The organism is Pseudomonas sp. efr-133-TYG-23 (genome assembly GCF_030209215.1).
GTDB classification, from domain to species: Bacteria; Pseudomonadota; Gammaproteobacteria; order Pseudomonadales; family Pseudomonadaceae; genus Aquipseudomonas; species Aquipseudomonas rhodesiae.
The window spans coordinates 97,944-119,426 of record NZ_JARVSL010000035.1; the positions used below are offsets into that span (position 1 = coordinate 97,944).

19 protein-coding genes and 4 tRNA genes are annotated in these 21,483 nt (G+C 54.5%); all 23 read right to left on the reverse strand.

Going from position 1 to position 21,483, the window contains the following annotated elements; all coding sequences use genetic code 11:
* Positions 1–4 precede the first annotated feature (4 nt).
* Positions 5–304 (reverse strand): 50S ribosomal protein L23, encoded by a 300-nt coding sequence (gene rplW, locus QRN41_RS22445; protein WP_002555488.1) that lies wholly within the window; start codon positions 302–304, stop codon positions 5–7.
* Positions 301–903, reverse strand: coding sequence for a 50S ribosomal protein L4 (rplD, locus tag QRN41_RS22450; protein WP_003176424.1), 603 nt, complete (start codon positions 901–903; stop codon positions 301–303). The genes rplW and rplD overlap by 4 nt, the downstream gene beginning before the upstream one ends.
* A 12-nt stretch (positions 904–915) precedes the next feature.
* Positions 916–1,551 carry a 50S ribosomal protein L3 gene (gene rplC / locus QRN41_RS22455; RefSeq protein WP_003194649.1) on the reverse strand — a complete coding sequence of 212 codons (636 nt, stop codon included), beginning with the start codon at positions 1,549–1,551 and terminating at the stop codon, positions 916–918.
* An 81-nt stretch (positions 1,552–1,632) separates the two neighbouring features.
* Positions 1,633–1,944, reverse strand: coding sequence for a 30S ribosomal protein S10 (gene rpsJ, locus QRN41_RS22460; protein WP_003186070.1), 312 nt, complete (start codon positions 1,942–1,944; stop codon positions 1,633–1,635).
* 156 nt (positions 1,945–2,100) lie between these two features.
* Positions 2,101–3,294 (reverse strand): elongation factor Tu, encoded by a 1,194-nt coding sequence (gene tuf, locus QRN41_RS22465; protein WP_034139514.1) that lies wholly within the window; start codon positions 3,292–3,294, stop codon positions 2,101–2,103.
* 30 nt (positions 3,295–3,324) lie between these two features.
* Positions 3,325–5,430: an elongation factor G gene (gene fusA, locus QRN41_RS22470; RefSeq protein ID WP_034100998.1), complete on the reverse strand. Its 2,106-nt coding sequence runs from the start codon at positions 5,428–5,430 to the stop codon at positions 3,325–3,327.
* 30 nt (positions 5,431–5,460) lie between these two features.
* The gene (gene rpsG, locus QRN41_RS22475) at positions 5,461–5,931 is read right to left on the reverse strand and encodes a 30S ribosomal protein S7 (RefSeq protein ID WP_002555493.1); all 471 of its coding nucleotides are present in this window, start codon (positions 5,929–5,931) and stop codon (positions 5,461–5,463) included.
* 118 nt (positions 5,932–6,049) lie between these two features.
* Positions 6,050–6,421, reverse strand: coding sequence for a 30S ribosomal protein S12 (gene rpsL, locus QRN41_RS22480; RefSeq protein ID WP_002555494.1), 372 nt, complete (start codon positions 6,419–6,421; stop codon positions 6,050–6,052).
* A gap of 216 nt (positions 6,422–6,637) precedes the next feature.
* Positions 6,638–10,837 carry a DNA-directed RNA polymerase subunit beta' gene (gene rpoC / locus QRN41_RS22485; RefSeq protein WP_034100999.1) on the reverse strand — a complete coding sequence of 1,400 codons (4,200 nt, stop codon included), beginning with the start codon at positions 10,835–10,837 and terminating at the stop codon, positions 6,638–6,640.
* 64 nt (positions 10,838–10,901) lie between these two features.
* Positions 10,902–14,975, reverse strand: a complete 4,074-nt coding sequence (gene rpoB / locus QRN41_RS22490) for a DNA-directed RNA polymerase subunit beta (RefSeq protein WP_034101000.1) — start codon at positions 14,973–14,975, stop codon at positions 10,902–10,904.
* A 219-nt stretch (positions 14,976–15,194) separates the two neighbouring features.
* The gene (rplL, locus tag QRN41_RS22495; RefSeq protein ID WP_027617682.1) at positions 15,195–15,560 is read right to left on the reverse strand and encodes a 50S ribosomal protein L7/L12; all 366 of its coding nucleotides are present in this window, start codon (positions 15,558–15,560) and stop codon (positions 15,195–15,197) included.
* A 78-nt stretch (positions 15,561–15,638) separates the two neighbouring features.
* Complete coding sequence (gene rplJ / locus QRN41_RS22500; protein WP_016969477.1) at positions 15,639–16,139, reverse strand: 50S ribosomal protein L10; 501 nt, start codon at positions 16,137–16,139, stop codon at positions 15,639–15,641.
* Between the two features lie 198 nt (positions 16,140–16,337).
* A complete protein-coding gene (gene rplA, locus QRN41_RS22505; protein WP_003176434.1) occupies positions 16,338–17,033 on the reverse strand; it encodes a 50S ribosomal protein L1 in 696 nt (231 codons plus the stop codon).
* Positions 17,033–17,464 (reverse strand): 50S ribosomal protein L11, encoded by a 432-nt coding sequence (gene rplK, locus QRN41_RS22510; protein ID WP_003176435.1) that lies wholly within the window; start codon positions 17,462–17,464, stop codon positions 17,033–17,035. The genes rplA and rplK overlap by 1 nt, the downstream gene beginning before the upstream one ends.
* Before the next feature lie 117 nt (positions 17,465–17,581).
* Positions 17,582–18,115, reverse strand: a complete 534-nt coding sequence (gene nusG / locus QRN41_RS22515; RefSeq protein ID WP_003176436.1) for a transcription termination/antitermination protein NusG — start codon at positions 18,113–18,115, stop codon at positions 17,582–17,584.
* A gap of 9 nt (positions 18,116–18,124) precedes the next feature.
* Positions 18,125–18,493 carry a preprotein translocase subunit SecE gene (gene secE / locus QRN41_RS22520; RefSeq protein ID WP_094066833.1) on the reverse strand — a complete coding sequence of 123 codons (369 nt, stop codon included), beginning with the start codon at positions 18,491–18,493 and terminating at the stop codon, positions 18,125–18,127.
* A 45-nt stretch (positions 18,494–18,538) separates the two neighbouring features.
* Positions 18,539–18,614, reverse strand: a tRNA-Trp gene (locus QRN41_RS22525).
* A 159-nt stretch (positions 18,615–18,773) separates the two neighbouring features.
* Positions 18,774–18,849 (reverse strand) — tRNA-Thr (locus tag QRN41_RS22530).
* A gap of 26 nt (positions 18,850–18,875) precedes the next feature.
* A tRNA-Gly gene (locus QRN41_RS22535) sits at positions 18,876–18,949 on the reverse strand.
* Between the two features lie 24 nt (positions 18,950–18,973).
* Positions 18,974–19,058: transfer RNA gene (locus QRN41_RS22540), tRNA-Tyr, on the reverse strand.
* A 143-nt stretch (positions 19,059–19,201) separates the two neighbouring features.
* A complete protein-coding gene (locus tag QRN41_RS22545) occupies positions 19,202–19,648 on the reverse strand; it encodes a hypothetical protein (protein ID WP_167418233.1) in 447 nt (148 codons plus the stop codon).
* A gap of 12 nt (positions 19,649–19,660) precedes the next feature.
* Positions 19,661–20,410 carry a pantothenate kinase gene (locus tag QRN41_RS22550; protein WP_034139517.1) on the reverse strand — a complete coding sequence of 250 codons (750 nt, stop codon included), beginning with the start codon at positions 20,408–20,410 and terminating at the stop codon, positions 19,661–19,663.
* The gene (gene birA, locus QRN41_RS22555) at positions 20,400–21,359 is read right to left on the reverse strand and encodes a bifunctional biotin--[acetyl-CoA-carboxylase] ligase/biotin operon repressor BirA (RefSeq protein ID WP_034139518.1); all 960 of its coding nucleotides are present in this window, start codon (positions 21,357–21,359) and stop codon (positions 20,400–20,402) included. The genes QRN41_RS22550 and birA overlap by 11 nt, the downstream gene beginning before the upstream one ends.
* Positions 21,360–21,483 lie beyond the last annotated feature (124 nt).

The following is a 21,483-nucleotide window of genomic DNA, read 5'->3' on the forward strand; positions in this document are numbered from 1 at the left end:
TTCCTTACTCAGCACTGCTGCTGAAATCGAGATCTTGGCCTGGCTGAAGGGAGATAACTGCCTTCTTCCAGTCATTGCGCTTGCCCAGACCGCGAGCAGTGCGCTTGCTCTTACCCAGAACATTCAGGGTAGTAACACGCTCTACTTTCACGCTGAACAGGCTTTCGACGGCCTTCTTGATTTCCAGCTTGGTTGCGTCAGTTGCAACCTTGAAAACGAACTGGCCTTTCTTGTCAGCCAGAACCGTAGCCTTTTCGGAAACGTGCGGGCCAAGCAGAACTTTAAATACGCGTTCCTGGTTCATCCCAGCAGCTCCTCGAATTTCTTCACGGCCGACACGGTGATCAACACCTTGTCGTATGCGATCAGACTAACTGGATCGGAACCTTGCACGTCACGTACATCAACGTGTGGCAGGTTGCGAGCAGCCAGGTACAGGTTCTGATCAACAGCTTCAGACACGATCAAAACGTCGGTCAGGCTCATGTTGTTCAGTTTGCCCAGCAGATCTTTGGTTTTTGGACTTTCAACAGCGAAGTCCTGAACCACGACCAGGCGATCAGTACGCACGAGTTCAGCAAGGATGGAGCGCAGAGCTGCGCGATACATCTTCTTGTTGAGCTTCTGAGAGTGATCCTGCGGACGAGCTGCAAAAGTGGTACCGCCGCCACGCCAGATTGGGCTACGGATGGTACCAGCACGAGCACGGCCAGTACCTTTCTGACGCCAAGGGCGCTTACCGCCACCACGAACGTCGGAACGGGTCTTTTGCTGCTTGCTACCTTGACGGCCGCCGGCCATGTAGGCCACGACTGCTTGGTGAACCAGCGTCTCGTTGAATTCGCCGCCAAATGTCAGTTCGGAAACTTCGATCGCTTGAGCGTCATTTACATTTAATTGCATGTCAGCTTCCCCTTAACCGCGAGCCTTGGCCGCTGGACGTACAACCAGGTTGCCGCCAGTAGCGCCAGGAACAGCACCCTTGACCAACAACAGATTGCGTTCAGCGTCGACGCGCACTACTTCGAGGGACTGCACGGTCACGCGCTCAGCGCCCATATGACCGGACATTTTCTTGCCCTTGAATACACGACCAGGAGTCTGGCACTGGCCAATAGAGCCCGGGACGCGGTGGGAGACGGAGTTACCGTGAGTGTTGTCTTGGCCACGGAAATTCCAACGCTTGATCGTACCCTGGAAGCCTTTACCTTTGGACTGACCGGTCACATCAACCAGTTGACCAGCAGCAAAGATTTCAGCGTTGATCAGATCGCCAGCTTGGTAGTCACCATCTTCAAGACGGAACTCCATAACAGTACGACCAGCTGCAACGTTTGCTTTAGCGAAGTGACCTGCTTGAGCAGCAGTCACGCGCGAAGCACGACGCTCGCCGACAGTGACTTGCACTGCACGATAGCCATCGGTTTCTTCAGTTTTGAACTGGGTGACGCGATTCGGCTCGATCTCAATGACCGTGACCGGAATGGAGACACCTTCTTCGGTGAAAATACGGGTCATACCGCATTTACGACCGACTACACCAATAGTCATGTTGTAAACCTCATGAGTGTACGGGGCTTTCACCCGCTATGGCCGCCCATTTCAGAGCGTTACACGACTAAGACCCAAGTCTTAGCCGAGGCTGATCTGTACTTCCACACCGGCCGCCAGATCGAGCTTCATAAGAGCATCAACGGTTTTATCCGTTGGCTGGACGATGTCCAGTACGCGCTTATGAGTACGGATCTCGTACTGGTCACGCGCGTCTTTGTTGACGTGCGGGGAGACCAGAACGGTGAACCGCTCTTTACGGGTAGGCAGTGGAATTGGACCACGCACTTGAGCACCAGTACGTTTCGCGGTTTCCACGATTTCCTGGGTGGATTGGTCGATCAGGCGATGGTCAAAGGCCTTCAACCTGATACGGATTTGCTGATTTTGCATTGGATTTCAGACTCCGGCTGCTATTCCCACCGAGCGCAATACGCCCGTTAAAAGGAGGCGCAATTCTATAGACGGCCCCGATAGGTGTCAACCCAATAAAAAAGCCCCCGCTGAGCGGGGGCTTTTTCAAAACATCAAAGCAAACTCTAAAAGAGCTTACTCGATGATTTTAGCTACAACGCCAGCACCAACGGTACGGCCGCCTTCACGGATAGCGAAGCGCAGACCGTCTTCCATCGCGATGGTTTTGATCAGGGTAACAGTCATCTGAATGTTATCGCCTGGCATTACCATTTCAACGCCTTCTGGCAATTCGCAGTTACCGGTCACGTCAGTAGTACGGAAGTAGAACTGTGGACGGTAGCCTTTGAAGAACGGAGTGTGACGACCGCCTTCTTCCTTGCTCAGAACGTAAACTTCTGCAGTGAACTTGGTGTGCGGCTTAACCGAACCCGGCTTAACCAGAACCTGACCACGCTCAACGTCGTCACGCTTGGTACCACGCAGCAGAACGCCGCAGTTCTCGCCAGCACGACCTTCGTCGAGCAGCTTACGGAACATTTCAACACCGGTGCAGGTGGTGACGGTAGTGTCACGCAGACCAACGATTTCCAGTGGATCTTGTACGCGAACGATACCGCGCTCAATACGACCAGTCACAACAGTACCACGACCGGAGATCGAGAATACGTCTTCGATTGGCATCAGGAACGGCTTGTCGATAGCACGCTCTGGCTCTGGAATGTAGGTGTCCAGAGTTTCTACCAGCTTCTTGACGGCAGTGGTGCCCATCTCGTTGTCATCTTTGCCTTCCAGCGCCATACGGGCCGAACCAATGATGATTGGAGTGTCGTCGCCTGGGAAGTCGTAAGTGCTCAACAGATCGCGCACCTCCATCTCTACCAGTTCCAGCAGCTCAGCGTCGTCTACCAGGTCAGCCTTGTTCAGGAAAACCACGATGTACGGAACGCCTACCTGACGGGACAGCAGGATGTGCTCACGGGTTTGTGGCATCGGACCATCAGCGGCCGAGCAAACCAGGATCGCGCCGTCCATCTGGGCAGCACCAGTGATCATGTTCTTCACGTAGTCAGCGTGACCTGGGCAGTCAACGTGAGCGTAGTGACGAATGTTCGAGTTGTACTCGACGTGCGCGGTGTTGATGGTGATACCACGAGCTTTTTCTTCTGGCGCGCTGTCGATCTTGTCGAATTCAACTACGGCCGAACCGAAAACTTCGGAGCAGACGCGAGTCAGAGCAGCAGTCAGAGTGGTTTTACCGTGGTCAACGTGACCGATAGTGCCAACGTTGACGTGCGGTAGGGAACGATCAAATTTTTCTTTAGCCACGACAATTAACTCCTTGCCTAAAGGACTGAATCAGCCTTGTTTTTTGGATACAGTTTCAGCGATGTGCGCCGGAGCTGTGTTGTATTTTTTGAATTCCATAGAGTAGCTTGCGCGACCCTGAGACATGGAGCGAACGTCGGTCGCATAACCGAACATCTCACCCAACGGAACCTCGGCGCGAATCACTTTGCCGGAAACCGTATCTTCCATACCCAAGATCATGCCGCGACGACGGTTAAGGTCGCCCATGACATCACCCATATAGTCTTCAGGTGTAACAACTTCTACCGCCATGATTGGCTCAAGCAACTCACCACCACCCTTCTGGGCCAGTTGCTTGGTTGCCATGGAAGCAGCCACCTTAAACGCCATCTCGTTGGAGTCGACGTCGTGGTAAGAACCGTCAAAAACGGTTGCTTTCAGGCCGATCAGCGGATAGCCGGCAACAACACCGTTCTTCATCTGCTCTTCGATACCCTTCTGGATAGCAGGGATGTATTCCTTAGGAACGACACCACCCACTACTTCGTTCACGAATTGCAGACCTTCCTGACCTTCGTCAGCAGGAGCAAAACGGATCCAGCAGTGACCGAACTGACCACGACCGCCGGACTGACGAACGAACTTGCCTTCGATTTCACAGTTCTTCGTGATGCGCTCACGATACGAAACCTGAGGCTTACCGATGTTGGCTTCGACGTTGAACTCACGGCGCATCCGGTCTACCAGGATGTCCAGGTGCAGCTCGCCCATGCCGGAGATGATCGTTTGACCAGTCTCTTCATCAGTCTTGACGCGGAAAGATGGATCTTCCTGAGCAAGCTTGCCCAGAGCGATACCCATTTTTTCCTGGTCATCCTTGGTCTTAGGCTCTACCGCAACCGAAATAACCGGCTCCGGGAAGTCCATGCGAACCAGGATGATTGGCTTAGCGGCGTCGCACAAAGTCTCACCAGTGGTGACATCCTTCATGCCGATCAAGGCCGCGATGTCGCCAGCGCGAACTTCCTTGATCTCTTCACGGGCGTTTGCGTGCATCTGCACCATACGACCCACACGCTCTTTCTTGCCTTTAACCGAGTTGATCACGCCGTCGCCGGATGCCAACACGCCCGAGTAAACGCGGACAAAGGTCAAAGTACCCACGAATGGGTCGGTAGCGATCTTGAACGCCAGAGCCGAGAACGGCTCGCTGTCGTCAGCGTGACGCTCCATCTCTTCTTCCTCGTTATCAGGGTTAGTACCCTTGATAGCAGGAATGTCAGTCGGGGCAGGCAAGAAGTCGATAACGGCGTCGAGAACCAGGGGAACACCCTTGTTCTTGAAGGAAGAACCACAAACAGCCAAGACGATCTCACCAGCGATAGTACGCTGACGCAGAGCGGCCTTGATTTCCACGTTGGTGAGCTCTTCACCTTCGAGGTACTTGTTCATCAGTTCTTCGCTGGCTTCGGCAGCAGCCTCGACCATGTTGTTGCGCCACTCATCAGCCAGTTCCTGCAATTCAGCAGGGATAGGCTTACGAACAGGAACCATACCCTTGTCGGCATCGTTCCAGTAGACAGCTTCCATGTTGATCAGATCAATTTGACCCTGGAAGTTGTCTTCGGAACCGATAGCCAACTGGATCGGCACCGGAGTGTGACCCAGACGCTGCTTGATCTGACCGATCACGCGCAGGAAGTTGGCACCAGCACGGTCCATCTTGTTTACGTAAACAAGACGCGGCACGCCGTATTTGTTGGCTTGACGCCATACGGTTTCCGACTGAGGCTCAACACCCGAAGTACCGCAGAACACAACGACAGCGCCGTCGAGCACACGCAGGGAACGCTCAACTTCAATGGTGAAGTCCACGTGGCCCGGGGTATCGATTACGTTGAAGCGATGCTCGTCTTTGTACTGCTTCTCAGAACCTTTCCAGAAGGCGGTAATAGCAGCAGAAGTAATGGTAATACCACGCTCCTGCTCCTGAACCATCCAGTCTGTGGTCGCGGCGCCGTCATGCACCTCGCCCATTTTGTGACTTTTGCCGGTGTAAAACAGTACGCGCTCAGTGGTGGTGGTTTTACCAGCATCCACGTGTGCGACGATACCGATGTTACGGTAGCGGCTAATCGGAGTAGTACGAGCCATAAAGCCCTCGCAAAATTAGTGAAGCTAAAATTAGAAGCGGTAGTGCGAGAAAGCTTTGTTGGCTTCAGCCATACGGTGCACGTCTTCACGCTTCTTAACAGCAGCACCTTTACCTTCAGCAGCGTCCAACAGTTCGCCGGCCAAACGCAGAGCCATAGACTTCTCGCCACGCTTACGGGCGAAGTCTACCAACCAGCGCATTGCCAGAGCGTTACGACGGGACGGACGAACTTCAACCGGAACCTGGTAAGTAGCACCGCCTACACGGCGCGACTTCACTTCGACCAGCGGAGCGATGGCGTCGAGAGCTTTCTCGAAGATTTCCAGGGGGTCGCTGTTCTTGCGTTCTTTAACCTTTTCCAGCGCGCCATAAACGATACGCTCGGCAACGGCTTTCTTGCCGCTTTCCATTACGTGGTTCATGAACTTGGCCAGGATTTGGCTTCCGTATTTTGGATCGTCAAGCACTTCGCGCTTGGCTGCTACGCGTCTTCTTGGCATGGATAAGCCCTCAAACGGTCTTCAGGTTCGCTCGGAATCGGTGCCCTTTCGGGACGCCTCCGACCTTACTCTTATCGACTCAGAAAATAAGATGATTCAGGTTTACAAAAAGCCGCTACTACTTAGGCTTCTTGGTACCGTACTTCGAACGACCCTGGTTACGACCTTTAACGCCGGAAGTATCCAAGGAACCGCGTACGGTGTGGTAACGAACACCTGGCAAGTCTTTTACACGACCGCCGCGGATCAGTACCACGCTGTGCTCTTGAAGGTTGTGGCCTTCACCGCCGATGTACGAGGAAACCTCGAAACCGTTGGTCAGACGCACACGGCATACTTTACGCAGTGCCGAGTTAGGTTTTTTCGGCGTAGTGGTATACACACGAGTGCATACGCCACGACGTTGCGGGCAGTTCTGCAGCGCAGGCACGTCGGATTTCTCGACGATACGCTTACGCGGCTGACGTACCAGCTGGTTGATAGTTGCCATCTACTAGCTCCACTGTTGTCTTGCGACGCTATTGTCTTGCAAGAAAAGCAAAATGGCAGGAACGAATTCCCGCCAAATTTAGGGGTACAAGAGTCTAAAGAGGATCTTGCCCCCAGTCAAGGCAAGGCCCCGACCTCCCCACCCATCGAACTGAAGCAAAATTGCCTCAATCCGACGAACGGAGCTGTCAGGGCCTAGACTCATCTACCGCAGAACTCAGTTACCGCTTGAGTTCAGCGCTTCGGTCAGTGCAGCTTCCACTTCACTGGCGCTTACGCGCAACGGCTTGTCGGCATCACGACGACGCTTACGCTCGCTGTGATAGGCCAAACCGGTACCGGCTGGGATCAAACGACCCACAACCACGTTTTCTTTCAGACCGCGCAGGTAGTCGCGCTTGCCGGTTACCGCTGCTTCGGTCAGTACGCGGGTGGTCTCCTGGAAGGAGGCCGCCGAGATGAACGACTCAGTGGACAACGAGGCCTTGGTGATACCCAGCAGTACGCGAGTGAACTTGGAAACGAACTTATCTTCGTTCGCCAGACGCTCGTTTTCCACCAGCACATGAGTCAGTTCCATCTGGTCGCCCTTGATGAAACTGGAATCGCCGGATTCAGCGATTTCAACTTTACGCAGCATCTGACGCAGGATGGTTTCGATGTGCTTATCGTTGATCTTCACGCCCTGCAGACGGTAAACGTCCTGGATCTCGTTCACGATGTACTTGGCCAGCGCACTTACACCCAGCAGACGCAGGATGTCGTGAGGATCGCTTGGACCGTCGGAAATAACTTCGCCGCGGTTTACCTGCTCACCTTCGAACACGTTCAGGTGACGCCACTTCGGAATCAGCTCCTCATACGGATCACTACCGTCGTTCGGGGTAATGACCAGACGGCGCTTGCCTTTGGTCTCTTTACCGAACGCGATGGTGCCGCTGACTTCAGCCAAAATCGAAGCTTCTTTCGGACGACGAGCTTCGAACAAGTCGGCAACACGCGGCAGACCACCGGTGATGTCACGGGTCTTCGAAGTTTCCTGCGGGATACGCGCGATAACATCACCGATCGCGATCTTCGCGCCGTCAGCCACACCGACGAGGGCGTTAGCTGGCAGGAAGTACTGGGCGATTACGTCAGTGCCTGGCAGCAACAGATCCTTGCCGTTGTCGTCGACCATCTTCACGGCTGGACGGATATCTTTACCAGCAGCTGGACGGTCTTTCGCGTCAAGTACTTCAATGTTGGTCATACCGGTCAATTCGTCAGTCTGACGCTTGATCGTGATGCCTTCTTCCATGCCCACGTAGGTCACGGTACCTTTCATTTCGGTAACGATTGGGTGAGTGTGCGGATCCCACTTGGCCACGATTGCGCCAGCGTCGACCTTGTCACCTTCCTTAACCGAAATCACAGCACCGTACGGCAGCTTGTAACGCTCACGCTCACGACCGTAGTCATCAGCGATTGCCAGCTCACCGGAACGGGACACAGCAACCAGGTGACCATCCACTCGCTCAACGTGCTTGAGGTTGTGCAGGCGGACAGTACCGCCATTCTTCACCTGAACACTGTCAGCCGCGGAGGTTCGGCTTGCCGCACCACCAATGTGGAACGTACGCATGGTCAACTGAGTACCTGGCTCACCGATGGACTGGGCAGCGATAACGCCGACCGCTTCACCGATGTTCACTTGGTGACCACGAGCCAAGTCACGGCCATAGCACTTGGCGCAAATGCCGTAGCGGGTTTCGCAGCTGATCGGTGAGCGAACAATCACTTCGTCGATGCTGTTGAGCTCGATGAACTCAACCCACTTCTCATCTACCAGAGTGCCAGCAGGAACGATAACTTCCTCGGTACCCGGCTTGAATACGTCACGGGCAATTACACGACCCAATACGCGCTCACCCAACGGCTCTACAACGTCACCGCCTTCAATGTGCGGAGTCATCAGCAGGCCGTGCTCGGTACCGCAATCGATCTCTGTTACAACCAGATCTTGTGCAACGTCTACCAGACGACGAGTCAGGTAACCGGAGTTAGCGGTTTTCAACGCGGTATCCGCCAGACCTTTACGAGCACCGTGAGTGGAGATGAAGTACTGAAGTACACTCAAACCTTCACGGAAGTTCGCGGTAATCGGCGTTTCGATGATGGAACCGTCCGGCTTGGCCATCAGACCACGCATACCGGCGAGCTGACGGATCTGCGCAGCAGAACCCCGTGCGCCCGAGTCGGCCATCATGTACATCGAGTTGAAGGACTCCTGGTCAACTTCGTCGCCGTGACGGTCGATGACCTTCTCTTTCGAGAGGTTGGCCATCATCGCCTTGGAAACTTCATCGTTGGCCTTGGACCAAAGGTCGATCACCTTGTTGTACTTCTCGCCCTGGGTTACCAGGCCAGAGGCATACTGGCTTTCGATCTCTTTCACTTCGTCGGTAGCGGCACCGATGATGCGGGCTTTTTCATCCGGGATAACGAAGTCGTTAACACCGATGGAAACGCCGGAAATGGTCGAATAAGCAAAACCGGTGTACATCAACTGGTCAGCGAAGATCACGGTCTCTTTCAAACCAACCACGCGGTAGCACTGGTTGATCAGCTTGGAGATCGCCTTTTTCTTCATTGGCAGGTTGACGACATCGTACGACAGACCTTTTGGCACAACCTGATACAACAGCGCACGGCCGACAGTGGTGTCGACGATACGGGTGTTGGTCACGCTGCCGCCATCACGGTCGTTGACGGTTTCGTTGATCCGCACTTTGACCTTGGCGTGCAGTGCGGCTTCGCCGGCACGGAACACACGGTCAACTTCCTGCAGGTCAGCGAACACACGGCCTTCGCCTTTGGCGTTGATCGCTTCACGCGTCATGTAGTACAGACCCAATACAACGTCCTGCGACGGAACGATGATTGGCTCACCGTTGGCTGGCGACAGAATGTTGTTGGTCGACATCATCAACGCACGCGCTTCCAACTGGGCTTCCAGGGTCAGCGGTACGTGAACGGCCATTTGGTCGCCGTCGAAGTCGGCGTTGTACGCAGCACAAACCAGAGGGTGCAGCTGGATAGCCTTACCTTCGATGAGTACCGGCTCAAACGCCTGGATACCCAGACGGTGAAGTGTCGGTGCACGGTTGAGGAGAACCGGGTGTTCGCGAATCACTTCAGCGAGAACGTCCCAAACCTCTGGCAGTTCGCGCTCGACCATTTTCTTGGCCGCTTTGATGGTGGTCGCGAGACCGCGCATTTCCAGCTTGCCGAAGATGAACGGCTTGAATAGTTCAAGCGCCATTTTCTTAGGCAGACCGCACTGATGCAGACGCAGGGTCGGGCCTACGGTAATTACCGAACGACCGGAGTAGTCAACACGCTTACCGAGCAAGTTCTGACGGAAACGACCTTGCTTACCCTTGATCATGTCAGCCAAGGATTTCAAAGGACGCTTGTTCGAACCGGTGATAGCGCGACCACGACGACCGTTGTCGAGCAATGCATCGACAGCTTCTTGCAACATACGCTTTTCGTTACGCACGATGATGTCCGGAGCGGACAAATCGAGCAGGCGCTTCAATCGGTTGTTACGGTTGATCACGCGACGGTACAGGTCGTTGAGGTCGGACGTTGCGAAACGACCACCATCCAACGGCACCAGCGGACGCAGGTCTGGCGGCAGAACCGGCAGAACGGTCAGCACCATCCATTCTGGCAAGTTGCCGGAACCTTGGAAGGCCTCCATCAACTTCAGACGCTTGGACAGCTTCTTGATCTTGGTTTCGGAATTGGTTTGCGGAATTTCTTCGCGCAGACGGCCAATCTCGTGCTCCAGGTCGATAGCGTGCAGCAGTTCGCGCACAGCTTCGGCACCCATGCGAGCATCGAAATCATCGCCGAACTCTTCCAGCGCTTCGAAGTACTGCTCATCGTTCAGCAGCTGACCTTTTTCAAGGGTAGTCATGCCTGGATCGATAACGACATAGCTCTCAAAGTAGAGAACGCGCTCGATATCACGCAGGGTCATGTCCATCAGCAAGCCGATACGGGACGGCAGCGATTTCAGGAACCAGATGTGGGCAACCGGCGAAGCTAGCTCGATGTGTGCCATGCGCTCACGACGAACCTTGGCCAGCGCAACTTCAACGCCGCACTTCTCGCAGATCACACCACGGTGCTTCAAGCGCTTGTACTTACCGCACAGGCACTCGTAATCCTTTACCGGGCCAAAGATCTTGGCGCAGAACAGACCGTCACGCTCAGGTTTGAACGTACGATAGTTGATGGTTTCCGGCTTTTTAACTTCACCGAACGACCACGAGCGGATCATCTCAGGCGATGCCAACCCAATACGGATGGCGTCGAACTCTTCGACTTGACCCTGGTTTTTCAGCAAATTCAGTAGGTCTTTCAAGGCCTTTCCTCCTGGCGGAGCAGAGAGCGGGCATCACTGCCACGCTCTCGATTCGCGTCACGTGTTATTCGGTTTCCAGATCGATATCGATGCCGAGGGAACGAATTTCTTTGATCAACACGTTGAAGGACTCGGGCATGCCCGGCTCCATACGGTGATCGCCGTCCACGATGTTTTTGTACATCTTGGTCCGACCGTTCACATCGTCCGACTTCACTGTGAGCATTTCTTGCAGAGTGTAAGCAGCACCGTATGCTTCCAGTGCCCAGACCTCCATCTCCCCGAAACGCTGACCACCGAACTGAGCCTTACCACCCAGCGGCTGCTGGGTAACGAGGCTGTACGATCCGGTAGAACGGGCGTGCATCTTGTCGTCTACCAAGTGGTTCAGCTTCAGCATGTACATGTAGCCGACTGTAACCGGGCGCTCGAATTTGTTGCCGGTACGGCCGTCGAACAGCTGCATCTGGCCACTTTCCGGCAGGTCAGCCAGTTTCAGCATGGCCTTGATTTCGCTTTCCTTGGCACCGTCGAACACAGGTGTGGCCATCGGCACGCCGCCGCGCAGGTTCTTCGCCAGATCCAGGATTTCCTGGTCGGAGAAGGTGTCCAGCTCTTCGTTGCGACCGCCGATCTCGTTGTAGATCTCGTGCAAGAACTTACGCAGGTCAGCAACCTTGCGCTGCTCTTCGATCATACGGTTGATCTTCTCGCCCAGACCTTTAGCCGCGAGGCCCAGGTGAGTTTCGAGGATCTGACCAACGTTCATACGCGAAGGTACGCCCAGCGGGTTGAGGACCACATCGACCGGGGTGCCATTGGCATCGTGCGGCATGTCTTCAACCGGCATGATCACGGAGACCACACCTTTGTTACCGTGACGACCGGCCATCTTGTCGCCCGGCTGGATGCGGCGGCGGATTGCCAGGTAAACCTTGACGATTTTCAGCACGCCTGGAGCCAGGTCATCGCCCTGCTGCAGTTTGCGCTTCTTATCTTCGAACTTGTCATCCAGCAGACGGCGGCGATCAACGATGTAGGCCTGGGCCTTCTCGAGCTGCTCGTTCAAAGCATCTTCAGCCATGCGCAGTTTGAACCACTGGCCGTGCTCAAGACCGTCGAGGACTTCATCAGTGATGTCTTGACCTTTCTTCAGACCTGCACCGCCTTCAGCCTTGTGGCCTACCAAAGCGGAGCGCAGACGTTCGAAGGTCGCGCCTTCAACGATACGGAACTCTTCGTTCAGATCCTTACGGATCTCGTCGAGCTGGGTCTTCTCGATGGACAGAGCACGAGCATCACGCTCAACGCCGTCACGGGTGAAGACCTGTACGTCGATGACAGTACCCTTGGTACCGGTAGGTACGCGCAGGGAGGTGTCTTTAACGTCGCTGGCTTTTTCACCGAAGATGGCACGCAGCAGTTTCTCTTCTGGCGTCAGTTGGGTCTCGCCTTTCGGAGTAACCTTACCAACCAGAATGTCGCCTGCGCCAACTTCAGCACCTACATAAACGATACCGGCTTCGTCCAGCTTGTTCAGTGCAGCCTCACCCACGTTCGGAATGTCTGCAGTGATTTCCTCTGGCCCAAGCTTTGTGTCACGCGCCACACAGGTCAGTTCCTGAATGTGGATCGTGGTGAAGCGATCTTCTTGAACAACACGCTCGGACAGGCAGATGGAGTCTTCGAAGTTGAAGCCGTTCCACGCCATGAAGGCGATGCGCATGTTCTGACCCAGAGCCAGCTCACCCATGTCGGTGGACGGGCCGTCAGCCATGATGTCGCTACGCTGAACGCGATCACCCTTGCTCACCAGCGGACGCTGGTTGATGCAGGTGTTCTGGTTCGAACGGGTATATTTGGTCAGGTTGTAGATGTCGACACCGGCTTCGCCAGTTTCAACTTCGTCATCGGCAACACGAACCACGATACGGCTAGCATCAACGGAATCGATTACACCGCCACGACGAGCCACGACGCAAACGCCGGAGTCACGCGCTACGTTGCGCTCCATGCCGGTACCTACCAGCGGCTTGTCAGCGCGCAGGGTTGGTACAGCCTGACGCTGCATGTTGGAACCCATCAACGCGCGGTTAGCGTCATCGTGCTCCAGGAACGGAATCAGAGACGCTGCAACCGAAACTACCTGCTTCGGCGAAACGTCCATCAAGGTGACGTCTTCCGGCGCCTTAACGGTGAATTCGTTCAAGTGACGAACAGCTACCAGCTCGTCGATCAAAACTTTCTTGTCGTTCATCGTGGCCGAAGCCTGAGCGATCACGTGATCGGCTTCTTCGATTGCGGACAGGAACACGATCTCGTCGGTGACCAGAGCGTCTTTCACCACACGGTATGGGCTCTCGAGGAAACCATATTGGTTGGTGCGCGCATAGGCTGCCAAGGAGTTGATCAGACCGATGTTCGGACCTTCCGGCGTTTCGATCGGGCAAACACGACCGTAGTGCGTAGGGTGTACGTCACGAACTTCGAAGCCAGCACGCTCACGAGTCAGACCGCCCGGGCCCAGTGCCGAAACACGGCGCTTGTGGGTAATCTCGGAGAGCGGGTTGTTCTGGTCCATGAACTGCGAAAGCTGGCTGGAGCCGAAGAACTCTTTCACCGCTGCGGCCACTGGCTTAGCGTTGATCAGGTCTTGCGGCATCAGGCCTTCGCTTTCAGCCATCGACAGACGCTCTTTGACCGCACGCTCAACACGTACCAGGCCAACGCGGAACTGGTTCTCGGCCATCTCGCCTACGCAGCGAACACGACGGTTACCCAGGTGGTCGATGTCATCGACGATGCCTTTGCCGTTACGGATGTCGACCAGAGTCTTCAGTACCGCGACGATATCTTCCTTGCACAGCACGCCCGAACCTTCGATCTCGGTACGACCGATACGACGGTTGAACTTCATCCGGCCGACCGCAGACAGGTCGTAACGCTCAGGACTGAAGAACAGGTTGTTGAACAGGGTTTCGGCAGCGTCTTTGGTTGGTGGTTCACCAGGACGCATCATGCGATAGATCTCGACCAGCGCTTCCAATTGGTTGCTGGTGGAGTCGATCTTCAGTGTGTCGGAGATGAACGGACCGCAGTCGATGTCGTTGGTATACAGGGTTTCGATGCGAACAACCTGAGCCTTGGCGATTTTGGCCAGGATCTCGGTGTTCAGCTCGGTGTTGCACTCAGCCAGGATTTCGCCTGTGGCCGGGTGAACGATAACCTTGGCGGTAGTGCGACCCAGGACGTAGTCCAGAGGCACTTCCAGCTCTGTAATACCGGCTTTTTCGATTTGATTGATATGGCGCGCAGTGATACGACGGCCAGCTTCAACAATAACCTTGCCTTTTTCATCCTGGATATCCAGAACGGCAATTTCACCACGCAGACGCGAAGCGATCAGTTCCAGCTTGAGGGTTTCATCCTTCAGGCTGAATACGTTGGTGGTGTAGAAGGCATCAAGCACTTGCTCAGTGGTGTAGCCAAGCGCGCGCAGCAGTACCGAGGCCGGCAATTTACGACGACGGTCGATACGCACGAACACGCAGTCTTTAGGGTCGAATTCGAAGTCCAACCACGAACCACGGTACGGAATGATCCGCGCAGAGTACAAGAGCTTACCGGAGCTGTGCGTCTTGCCGCGGTCGTGGTCGAAGAACACGCCCGGCGAACGGTGCAGCTGGGAAACGATAACACGCTCGGTACCGTTGATAACGAAGGTACCGTTTTCAGTCATCAATGGGATTTCGCCCATGTAGACTTCTTGCTCTTTGATGTCCTTGATCGCTTTGTTCGACGATTCTTTGTCGAAAATGATCAGACGGACTTTTACCCGCAAAGGTACGGCGTACGTAACGCCACGCAACACACATTCTTTGACATCAAATGCCGGTTCGCCCAGGCGATAACCCACGTACTCCAGCGCAGCATTGCCGGAGTAGCTGATGATCGGGAAAACGGATTTGAAGGCCGCATGCAGGCCCACGTCGCGGAACTGATCTTTGGTCGCTCCCGCCTGCAAGAATTCACGATACGAATCCAGCTGGATAGCCAGAAGGTACGGGACATCCATGACGTCCGGCAACTTGCTAAAGTCCTTGCGGATACGTTTTTTCTCAGTATATGAGTAAGCCATCAGCGTTCCCCAGCTTGGTCACCTGCTTGTTTGGCCCCTCCGACGGGAGCAGCCAGAAAATCTTGCAAACCCCATGGTTTGCACCACCGCATCGGGTGGCTACAGCGCGTTAATGGCGGCGACCGAGTCGACAGCCAAGAACGGAAAAAGGCCGGTGGCAAGAGCCACCAGCCATCAGCCTTCAGCTTAACGCTTGGGCTGGAGACGCAAGGTCGATGCTTACTTCAGCTCGACTTTAGCGCCTGCTTCTTCCAGAGCTGCTTTGGCTTTGTCAGCTGCGTCTTTGGCAACAGCTTCCAGAACCATGGCAGGAGCGCCGTCAACTACAGCCTTGGCTTCTTTCAGGCCCAGACCGGTCAGTTCACGTACTGCCTTGATCACGTTAACTTTCTTCTCGCCAGCTTCGGTCAGCATGACGTTGAATTCGGTTTGCTCTTCAACAACGGCAGCAGCAGCAGCTGGGCCGGCGGAAGCAGCGGCAGCGGAAACGCCGAATTTCTCTTCGAAAGCTTTGATCAGCTCAACAACCTGCAGAACCGACATTTCAGCTACGGCGTTGAGGATATCGTCTTGGGAGATAGACATTGCTGTATTTCCTGAATTGGGGGACGGCCTACTCGGCCATCGAAATAAACAAAAATACGCGAAAGAAGATGCTCAGCCTTAGGCTGCGGCTGCTTCTTTTTGCTCGCGAACTGCGGCCAGAGTACGAGCCAGCTTGCTGGTAGCGCCTTGAATCACGCTCATCAGCTGCGAAATGGCTTCGTCGCGGGTCGGCAGTGTTGCCAGTACGTCGATTTGGTTAGCTGCGAGGAACTTGCCCTCGAACGCAGCTGCCTTGATCTCGAACTTATCCTGACTCTTGGCGAACTCTTTGAACAAACGGGCAGCAGCGCCTGGATGCTCTTTGGAGAACGCGATCAGAGTCGGGCCGGTGAACACGTCGTTGAGGACACTGTATTCAGTGTCAGCAACAGCGCGCTTTAGCAGGGTATTACGCACAACACGTACGTATACGCCAGCTTCACGAGCCTCTTTACGGAGTCCGGTCATAGCGCCTACTGTCACACCACGGGCATCAGCCACGACAGCGGACAGAGCAGCTTTGGCAGCCTCGTTGACTTCAGCGACGATGGCCTTCTTGTCTTCGAGATTAATTGCCACGGGTTTAACTCCTGCTTGTTACCGTTTCATCTGGCCGGAGCCGGATGTCGTTTTGGTGTCTGATTCGGTAAGGAACCGGGAGCACCATCTGCGTAGGCTTGTGGTTTAAGACTTGCGTCGCCTACGGTCTTGGATAGCCCCCGCCAGGCAGGGACCCCAATTTTTCAACTGGCGCAATTTCTCGCGCCAATCTGTGTCTTATACGTCCAGCGAACCTTGGTCGATGACCAGACCTGGGCCCATAGTGGTGCTCAGGGTAACGCGCTTGACATAGATGCCTTTCGAAGAAGCTGGCTTGATACGCTTGAGATCCGCGATCAGCGCTTCAACGTTTTCCTTCAGCTTGACGGCGTCGAAGCCAACCTTGCCAACGGAGGTGTGAATGATGCCGTTTTTGTCGGTGCGATAACGAACCTGACCAGCTTTGGCGTTCTTAACCGCGGTAGCTACGTCTGGAGTTACTGTGCCGACTTTTGGGTTAGGCATCAGGCCACGTGGACCCAGGATCTGACCCAACTGACCAACAACACGCATTGCATCAGGAGAAGCGATGACTACGTCGTAGTTCAGGTCGCCGCCTTTCATTTCGGCAGCCAGGTCGTCCATGCCAACGCGATCAGCGCCGGCGGCCAGGGCAGCTTCAGCCGCTGGACCCTGGGTGAAGACAGCTACACGTACAGTCTTGCCAGTGCCGTGTGGCAGCACAGTAGCGCTACGGACGACCTGGTCGGATTTACGTGGGTCAACGCCGAGGTTCACAGCAACGTCAACGGACTCGCTGAACTTGACAGTCGACAGCTCGGTCAGCAGAGCGGCGGCGTCTACAAAATTGTAGGACTTGCCTGCTTCGATTTTGCCGGCGATAGCCTTTTGGCGCTTGGTCAGCTTAGCCATTACACACCCTCCACGTTAAGGCCCATGCTACGAGCAGAACCGGCGATGGTACGCACGGCTGCATCCATATCAGCTGCAGTCAGATCCGCGTTTTTGGTTTTCGCGATTTCTTCCAGCTGAGCACGAGTTACGGTGCCAACCTTAACGGTGTTTGGACGAGCGGAACCGCTAGTCAGACCAGCAGCCTTCTTCAACAGCACCGAAGCCGGGGTCGACTTAGTTTCGAAGGTGAAGCTACGGTCGCTGTATACAGTGATGATCACTGGAGTCGGCAGACCTGGCTCAAGACCCTGGGTACGGGCGTTGAAGGCCTTGCAGAATTCCATGATATTCACGCCATGCTGACCCAGAGCTGGACCGACAGGTGGACTAGGGTTGGCCTGAGCGGCCTTCACTTGCAGCTTGATGTAAGCGGTAATCTTCTTGGCCATGAGGCACTCCAATTACGGGTTCAGACGCCTCGAAAGGCTCCCCGGTTACTTGCGCGTTTATCCCAGTGACGACAAAACCCCACAGCCTAAGGCTGCGGGGTTGGGATGCATGTTCAGCTAGACCTTCTCGACCTGACTGAACTCCAACTCTACCGGAGTAGAGCGACCGAAAATGAGCACTGCCACCTGGATTCGGCTCTTTTCGTAGTTAACCTCTTCGACGGTACCGTTAAAATCAGCAAACGGACCATCAGTGACACGAACAACCTCACCCGGCTCGAACAACGTCTTCGGCTTAGGCTTGTCGCTACCATCAGCAACACGACGCAGAATTGCTTCCGCTTCTTTATCGGTGATAGGAGCAGGCTTATCAGCTGTACCGCCGATAAAACCCATGACACGAGGAGTGTCCTTGACCAAGTGCCAAGTACCTTCATTCATGTCCATCTGAACCAGCACATAGCCAGGGAAGAACTTGCGTTCGCTTTTGCGCTTTTGACCATTCCGCATTTCAACCACTTCTTCAGTGGGAACGAGGATTTCGCCGAAGCCATCTTCCATGCCTGCAAGCTTTACGCGCTCCAGCAAAGAGCGCATAACATGCTTCTCGTAACCGGAGTAAGCATGCACAACATACCAACGCTTAGCCACGGGACACCCTTAGCCAACAATCAAGGAAACAAGCCAACCGAGCAGGGAATCAAGCCCCCACAACAGCAACGCCATAACCAGAACAACAGCCACAACAATCAATGTGGTCTGCGTGGTTTCTTGGCGAGTCGGCCAAACGACTTTACGAATTTCGGTGCGAGCTTCCTTTACCAGAACTGCGAACGACTTACCCTTGGCAGTTTGGAGACCAACAAAAGCAGCCACCGCAGCAAGAGCAAGCAAACCCAGAACACGGTACAGGATCGGCGAAGCAGAATAATACTGATTGCCAACAACGCCTACGACCACCAAAGCGACCACAAACAGCCACTTGACGAGATCGAAACGAGAGCTTTGAGCTTCAGCCTTAGGAGTCATCTATGAAGATCCTGTGAAAAGAAAGCCAGACACACCACGTGAATCTGGCAGGTCAGGAGGGAATCGAACCCCCAACCTACGGTTTTGGAGACCGTCGCTCTGCCAATTGAGCTACTGACCTAAAACAAAATCAGGCCGACCATTATGCAGACCTGAAAAAGACTTTACAACAACCAACCTCAAGAGACTCGACAACCCAACATCAAAGCCAGGAGCAACACAATCAAGCCAAGGCAGCCGTTAAAACAAAGGCAGATATTTTCATATCTGCCTTGTCATATGGAGCTCTTGAGCGGATTTGAACCGCTGACCTCACCCTTACCAAGGGTGTGCTCTACCAACTGAGCTACAAGAGCGAAACACTTTGCACAACCTGCAAACTTGGAGCGGGTAGCGGGAATCGAACCCGCATCATCAGCTTGGAAGGCTGAGGTTCTACCACTAAACTATACCCGCGGAGCTTGCAGCTCACGCTAAAAATGGTGGAGGGGGAAGGATTCGAACCTTCGAAGTCGTAGACGTCAGATTTACAGTCTGATCCCTTTGGCCGCTCGGGAACCCCTCCTAAGCGAGCCGGCATTCTACATCATGCCAGCCTTCTGTCAACAACTTTCTCATTTAAAAATATGAGGTTAGCAGCGTTGACCTTCGCTTCACCCTGCAGACCTCAAAGGTCTTCACTGCGAAGCGGGCGCCATTCTATTCAAACTATTGGGCAGTTGCAACGCCTTCGCACAACATTATTTTATGTTTTAACTCATTGAATTCCTTAGCAAGGTTTTCAAACGGCAGATCATCAGCCAGGCGCCGGCTTTCCGGAGCAACTCTTAACCAATAGCGAGAGGCATCCGCCCCCTTCAGCGACTGGACCTGGACCTTTATATCCAGACTAGTGAGGCGCTGCTCCAAGGCTAGCGCCTGGCGCTGATCAGCAAATCCACCGATATACAAACAGGCATCTTGCGCCTCAGGCACCCTCGCGCGATCCCGGCGAACGGTCGCGTCAGAGGACTCACTTAGCAGTCGAATATCCTGAGCTGAGCCACGATATAGATTAAGAGGCGTAACATCTTTGGCGCGCAACGGCGCCTCTTGCTGATGCCAGATGTAGTAGAAGACATTCAGAACGAGCAGAAGCAGAAACAGCCAACGCATAGACAAGACACCTCAAGGCAAGGGGCACGCCATCGCCAATCCAACGAAAACCAAGTCTGGGACAAGTCGGGCTCCTGGAACATCATCAGCAACCAACCCTGCATCGCCCCCTGTGAGAAACACAGTAAAATCATCTCCCCAGTAGCTGCGAGCAAGCTCCAGCTGCGTCAACGCGAACCCTCTCAACATCAATGTGCAACCACGCTCTACAGCCTCCACAGTCGTACGTCCTGGCGAAAGGCTCTCATGGGCTCGCTCAGCAGCAATATCGTCATAACGTATCTTGCGCGTATGAGTACGTAATTGATTCCGCATCAGTGGCATCCCGGGACAGATGAAGCCCCCCAAATGCTCGCCCCCCATCGAAATGTAATCAGCTGTCGCCGCAGTGCCAAAGTCGAGTACCAGACAAGCCCTAGAGGCCAACTTGAATGCCCCCAGCATTGCCAACCATCGATCGAGGCCCAGACGCTCAAATTCCTCATAACCATTGCGCACGCCAGCCATTTCCCGAGCAGACACCGCCACCGAGACAGCGATGCCGAACACACGCTTTAGAGTATCAACCAGCTTATCGGTCTCCTCTGCGGCACGAACACTTACTAGTCGGCAACGTGTCAGAATCAAACCCGGAACAGCTGCCAGCCCCTCAATTAAAGCCGTGTCCGATCCGACAACCCCCTCCGCATAAGTTGATATACCGATAGGCTCGAGAACACGCCATTTGATGAAGCTATTCCCACAGTCAAGCTCAAGAATCATCACGCAACCTCAGGCTTAGCTCACCGCCACTGTAGGTTTTTTCGACGCCAGCTACGCTCAAGCGCAAGGCCCCTCGACTATCGATACCTAGCACTTGCCCGTGAATTTGGTTAACACCCGCAACGAGAGAGACCGAGCGCCCCTGCCAAAGATGATTCAGCTCCCATTCCTCCTGCAAAGCCACAAAACCAAATTCTTGATGGGAGTTAAGATAGCGCTGTAGCTGCACTCCAAGCTGAGCAACCAGAACATTACGGTTGACCGCCCCCCCTATCTCCAACTGCACGGACGTCCATTGCTGGTCGACACCTGCCACGTCTTGCATATTCACATTGATGCCAATCCCCAGTACTACATGACAGATATCTGCGGGATCACCTACCAACTCCAGCAAGATACCTGCAATCTTCTTTCCGTCCACCAGAACGTCGTTCGGCCACTTCAAACCAGCCCTATCCACGCCAAGATCACGCAAGGCCTGCATGACAGCCAAGCCAACCGCGAGACTAAGCCCTTCTAATTGACGCAGCCCACCTTCAATACGCAGCACTAGGCTGTAATAGATATTTTGTGCAAACGGACTCACCCACTTGCGCCCCCGCCGCCCTCTCCCCGCCGATTGCCGTTCTGCGAGCACAAGGAAAGGCGCTGAATGGCCAGCCCCGATCAAGCGAAGAGCTTCAGCGTTGGTTGAGTCAACAGACTCGGATATATGGATAGGCCAGGCCAAGAGTGGCGCACGCTTAGCAATATCTTCAGCATCAAGCAGGTACAGCGGCTCAGCCAACTGATATCCGCGCCCTCGAACCTTGTGTATGGGCAGATTCAATTCCGCCTCTAGACTCTGAAGCTGTTTCCACACCGCACTTCGACTCACCCCTAGGGCCGCGCCGAGATCCTCACCCGAATGAAATCGACCATCTTTAAGAAGCTTCAACAACGTCAACATGCAAGTATCGCCTCACAATGAGGCACGCATGATAGCCATGCGCAAGGTGATTGCATAGAAAGAGGAAAATTTAGCACCGAAGTCGGCGCTGATGATGCCCACGGCTTTTCGAGCGCACAAAACA

Excerpts from the sequence above, each read along its gene's own strand:
- rplW (WP_002555488.1), bottom strand. The coding sequence starts at position 304 with ATGAACCAGGAACGCGTATTTAAAGTTCTGCTTGGCCCGCACGTTTCC.
- rplD (WP_003176424.1), bottom strand. The coding sequence starts at position 903 with ATGCAATTAAATGTAAATGACGCTCAAGCGATCGAAGTTTCCGAACTG.
- rplC (WP_003194649.1), bottom strand. The coding sequence starts at position 1,551 with ATGACTATTGGTGTAGTCGGTCGTAAATGCGGTATGACCCGTATTTTC.
- rpsJ (WP_003186070.1), bottom strand. The coding sequence starts at position 1,944 with ATGCAAAATCAGCAAATCCGTATCAGGTTGAAGGCCTTTGACCATCGC.
- fusA (WP_034100998.1), bottom strand. The coding sequence starts at position 5,430 with ATGGCTCGTACTACTCCGATTAGCCGCTACCGTAACATCGGTATCGTC.
- rpsG (WP_002555493.1), bottom strand. The coding sequence starts at position 5,931 with ATGCCAAGAAGACGCGTAGCAGCCAAGCGCGAAGTGCTTGACGATCCA.
- rpsL (WP_002555494.1), bottom strand. The coding sequence starts at position 6,421 with ATGGCAACTATCAACCAGCTGGTACGTCAGCCGCGTAAGCGTATCGTC.
- rpoB (WP_034101000.1), bottom strand. The coding sequence starts at position 14,975 with ATGGCTTACTCATATACTGAGAAAAAACGTATCCGCAAGGACTTTAGC.
- rplL (WP_027617682.1), bottom strand. The coding sequence starts at position 15,560 with ATGTCTATCTCCCAAGACGATATCCTCAACGCCGTAGCTGAAATGTCG.
- rplA (WP_003176434.1), bottom strand. The coding sequence starts at position 17,033 with ATGGCTAAGCTGACCAAGCGCCAAAAGGCTATCGCCGGCAAAATCGAA.
- rplK (WP_003176435.1), bottom strand. The coding sequence starts at position 17,464 with ATGGCCAAGAAGATTACCGCTTACATCAAGCTGCAAGTGAAGGCCGCT.
- secE (WP_094066833.1), bottom strand. The coding sequence starts at position 18,493 with ATGACTCCTAAGGCTGAAGCTCAAAGCTCTCGTTTCGATCTCGTCAAG.
- QRN41_RS22545 (WP_167418233.1), bottom strand. The coding sequence starts at position 19,648 with ATGCGTTGGCTGTTTCTGCTTCTGCTCGTTCTGAATGTCTTCTACTAC.
- QRN41_RS22550 (WP_034139517.1), bottom strand. The coding sequence starts at position 20,410 with ATGATTCTTGAGCTTGACTGTGGGAATAGCTTCATCAAATGGCGTGTT.
- birA (WP_034139518.1), bottom strand. The coding sequence starts at position 21,359 with ATGTTGACGTTGTTGAAGCTTCTTAAAGATGGTCGATTTCATTCGGGT.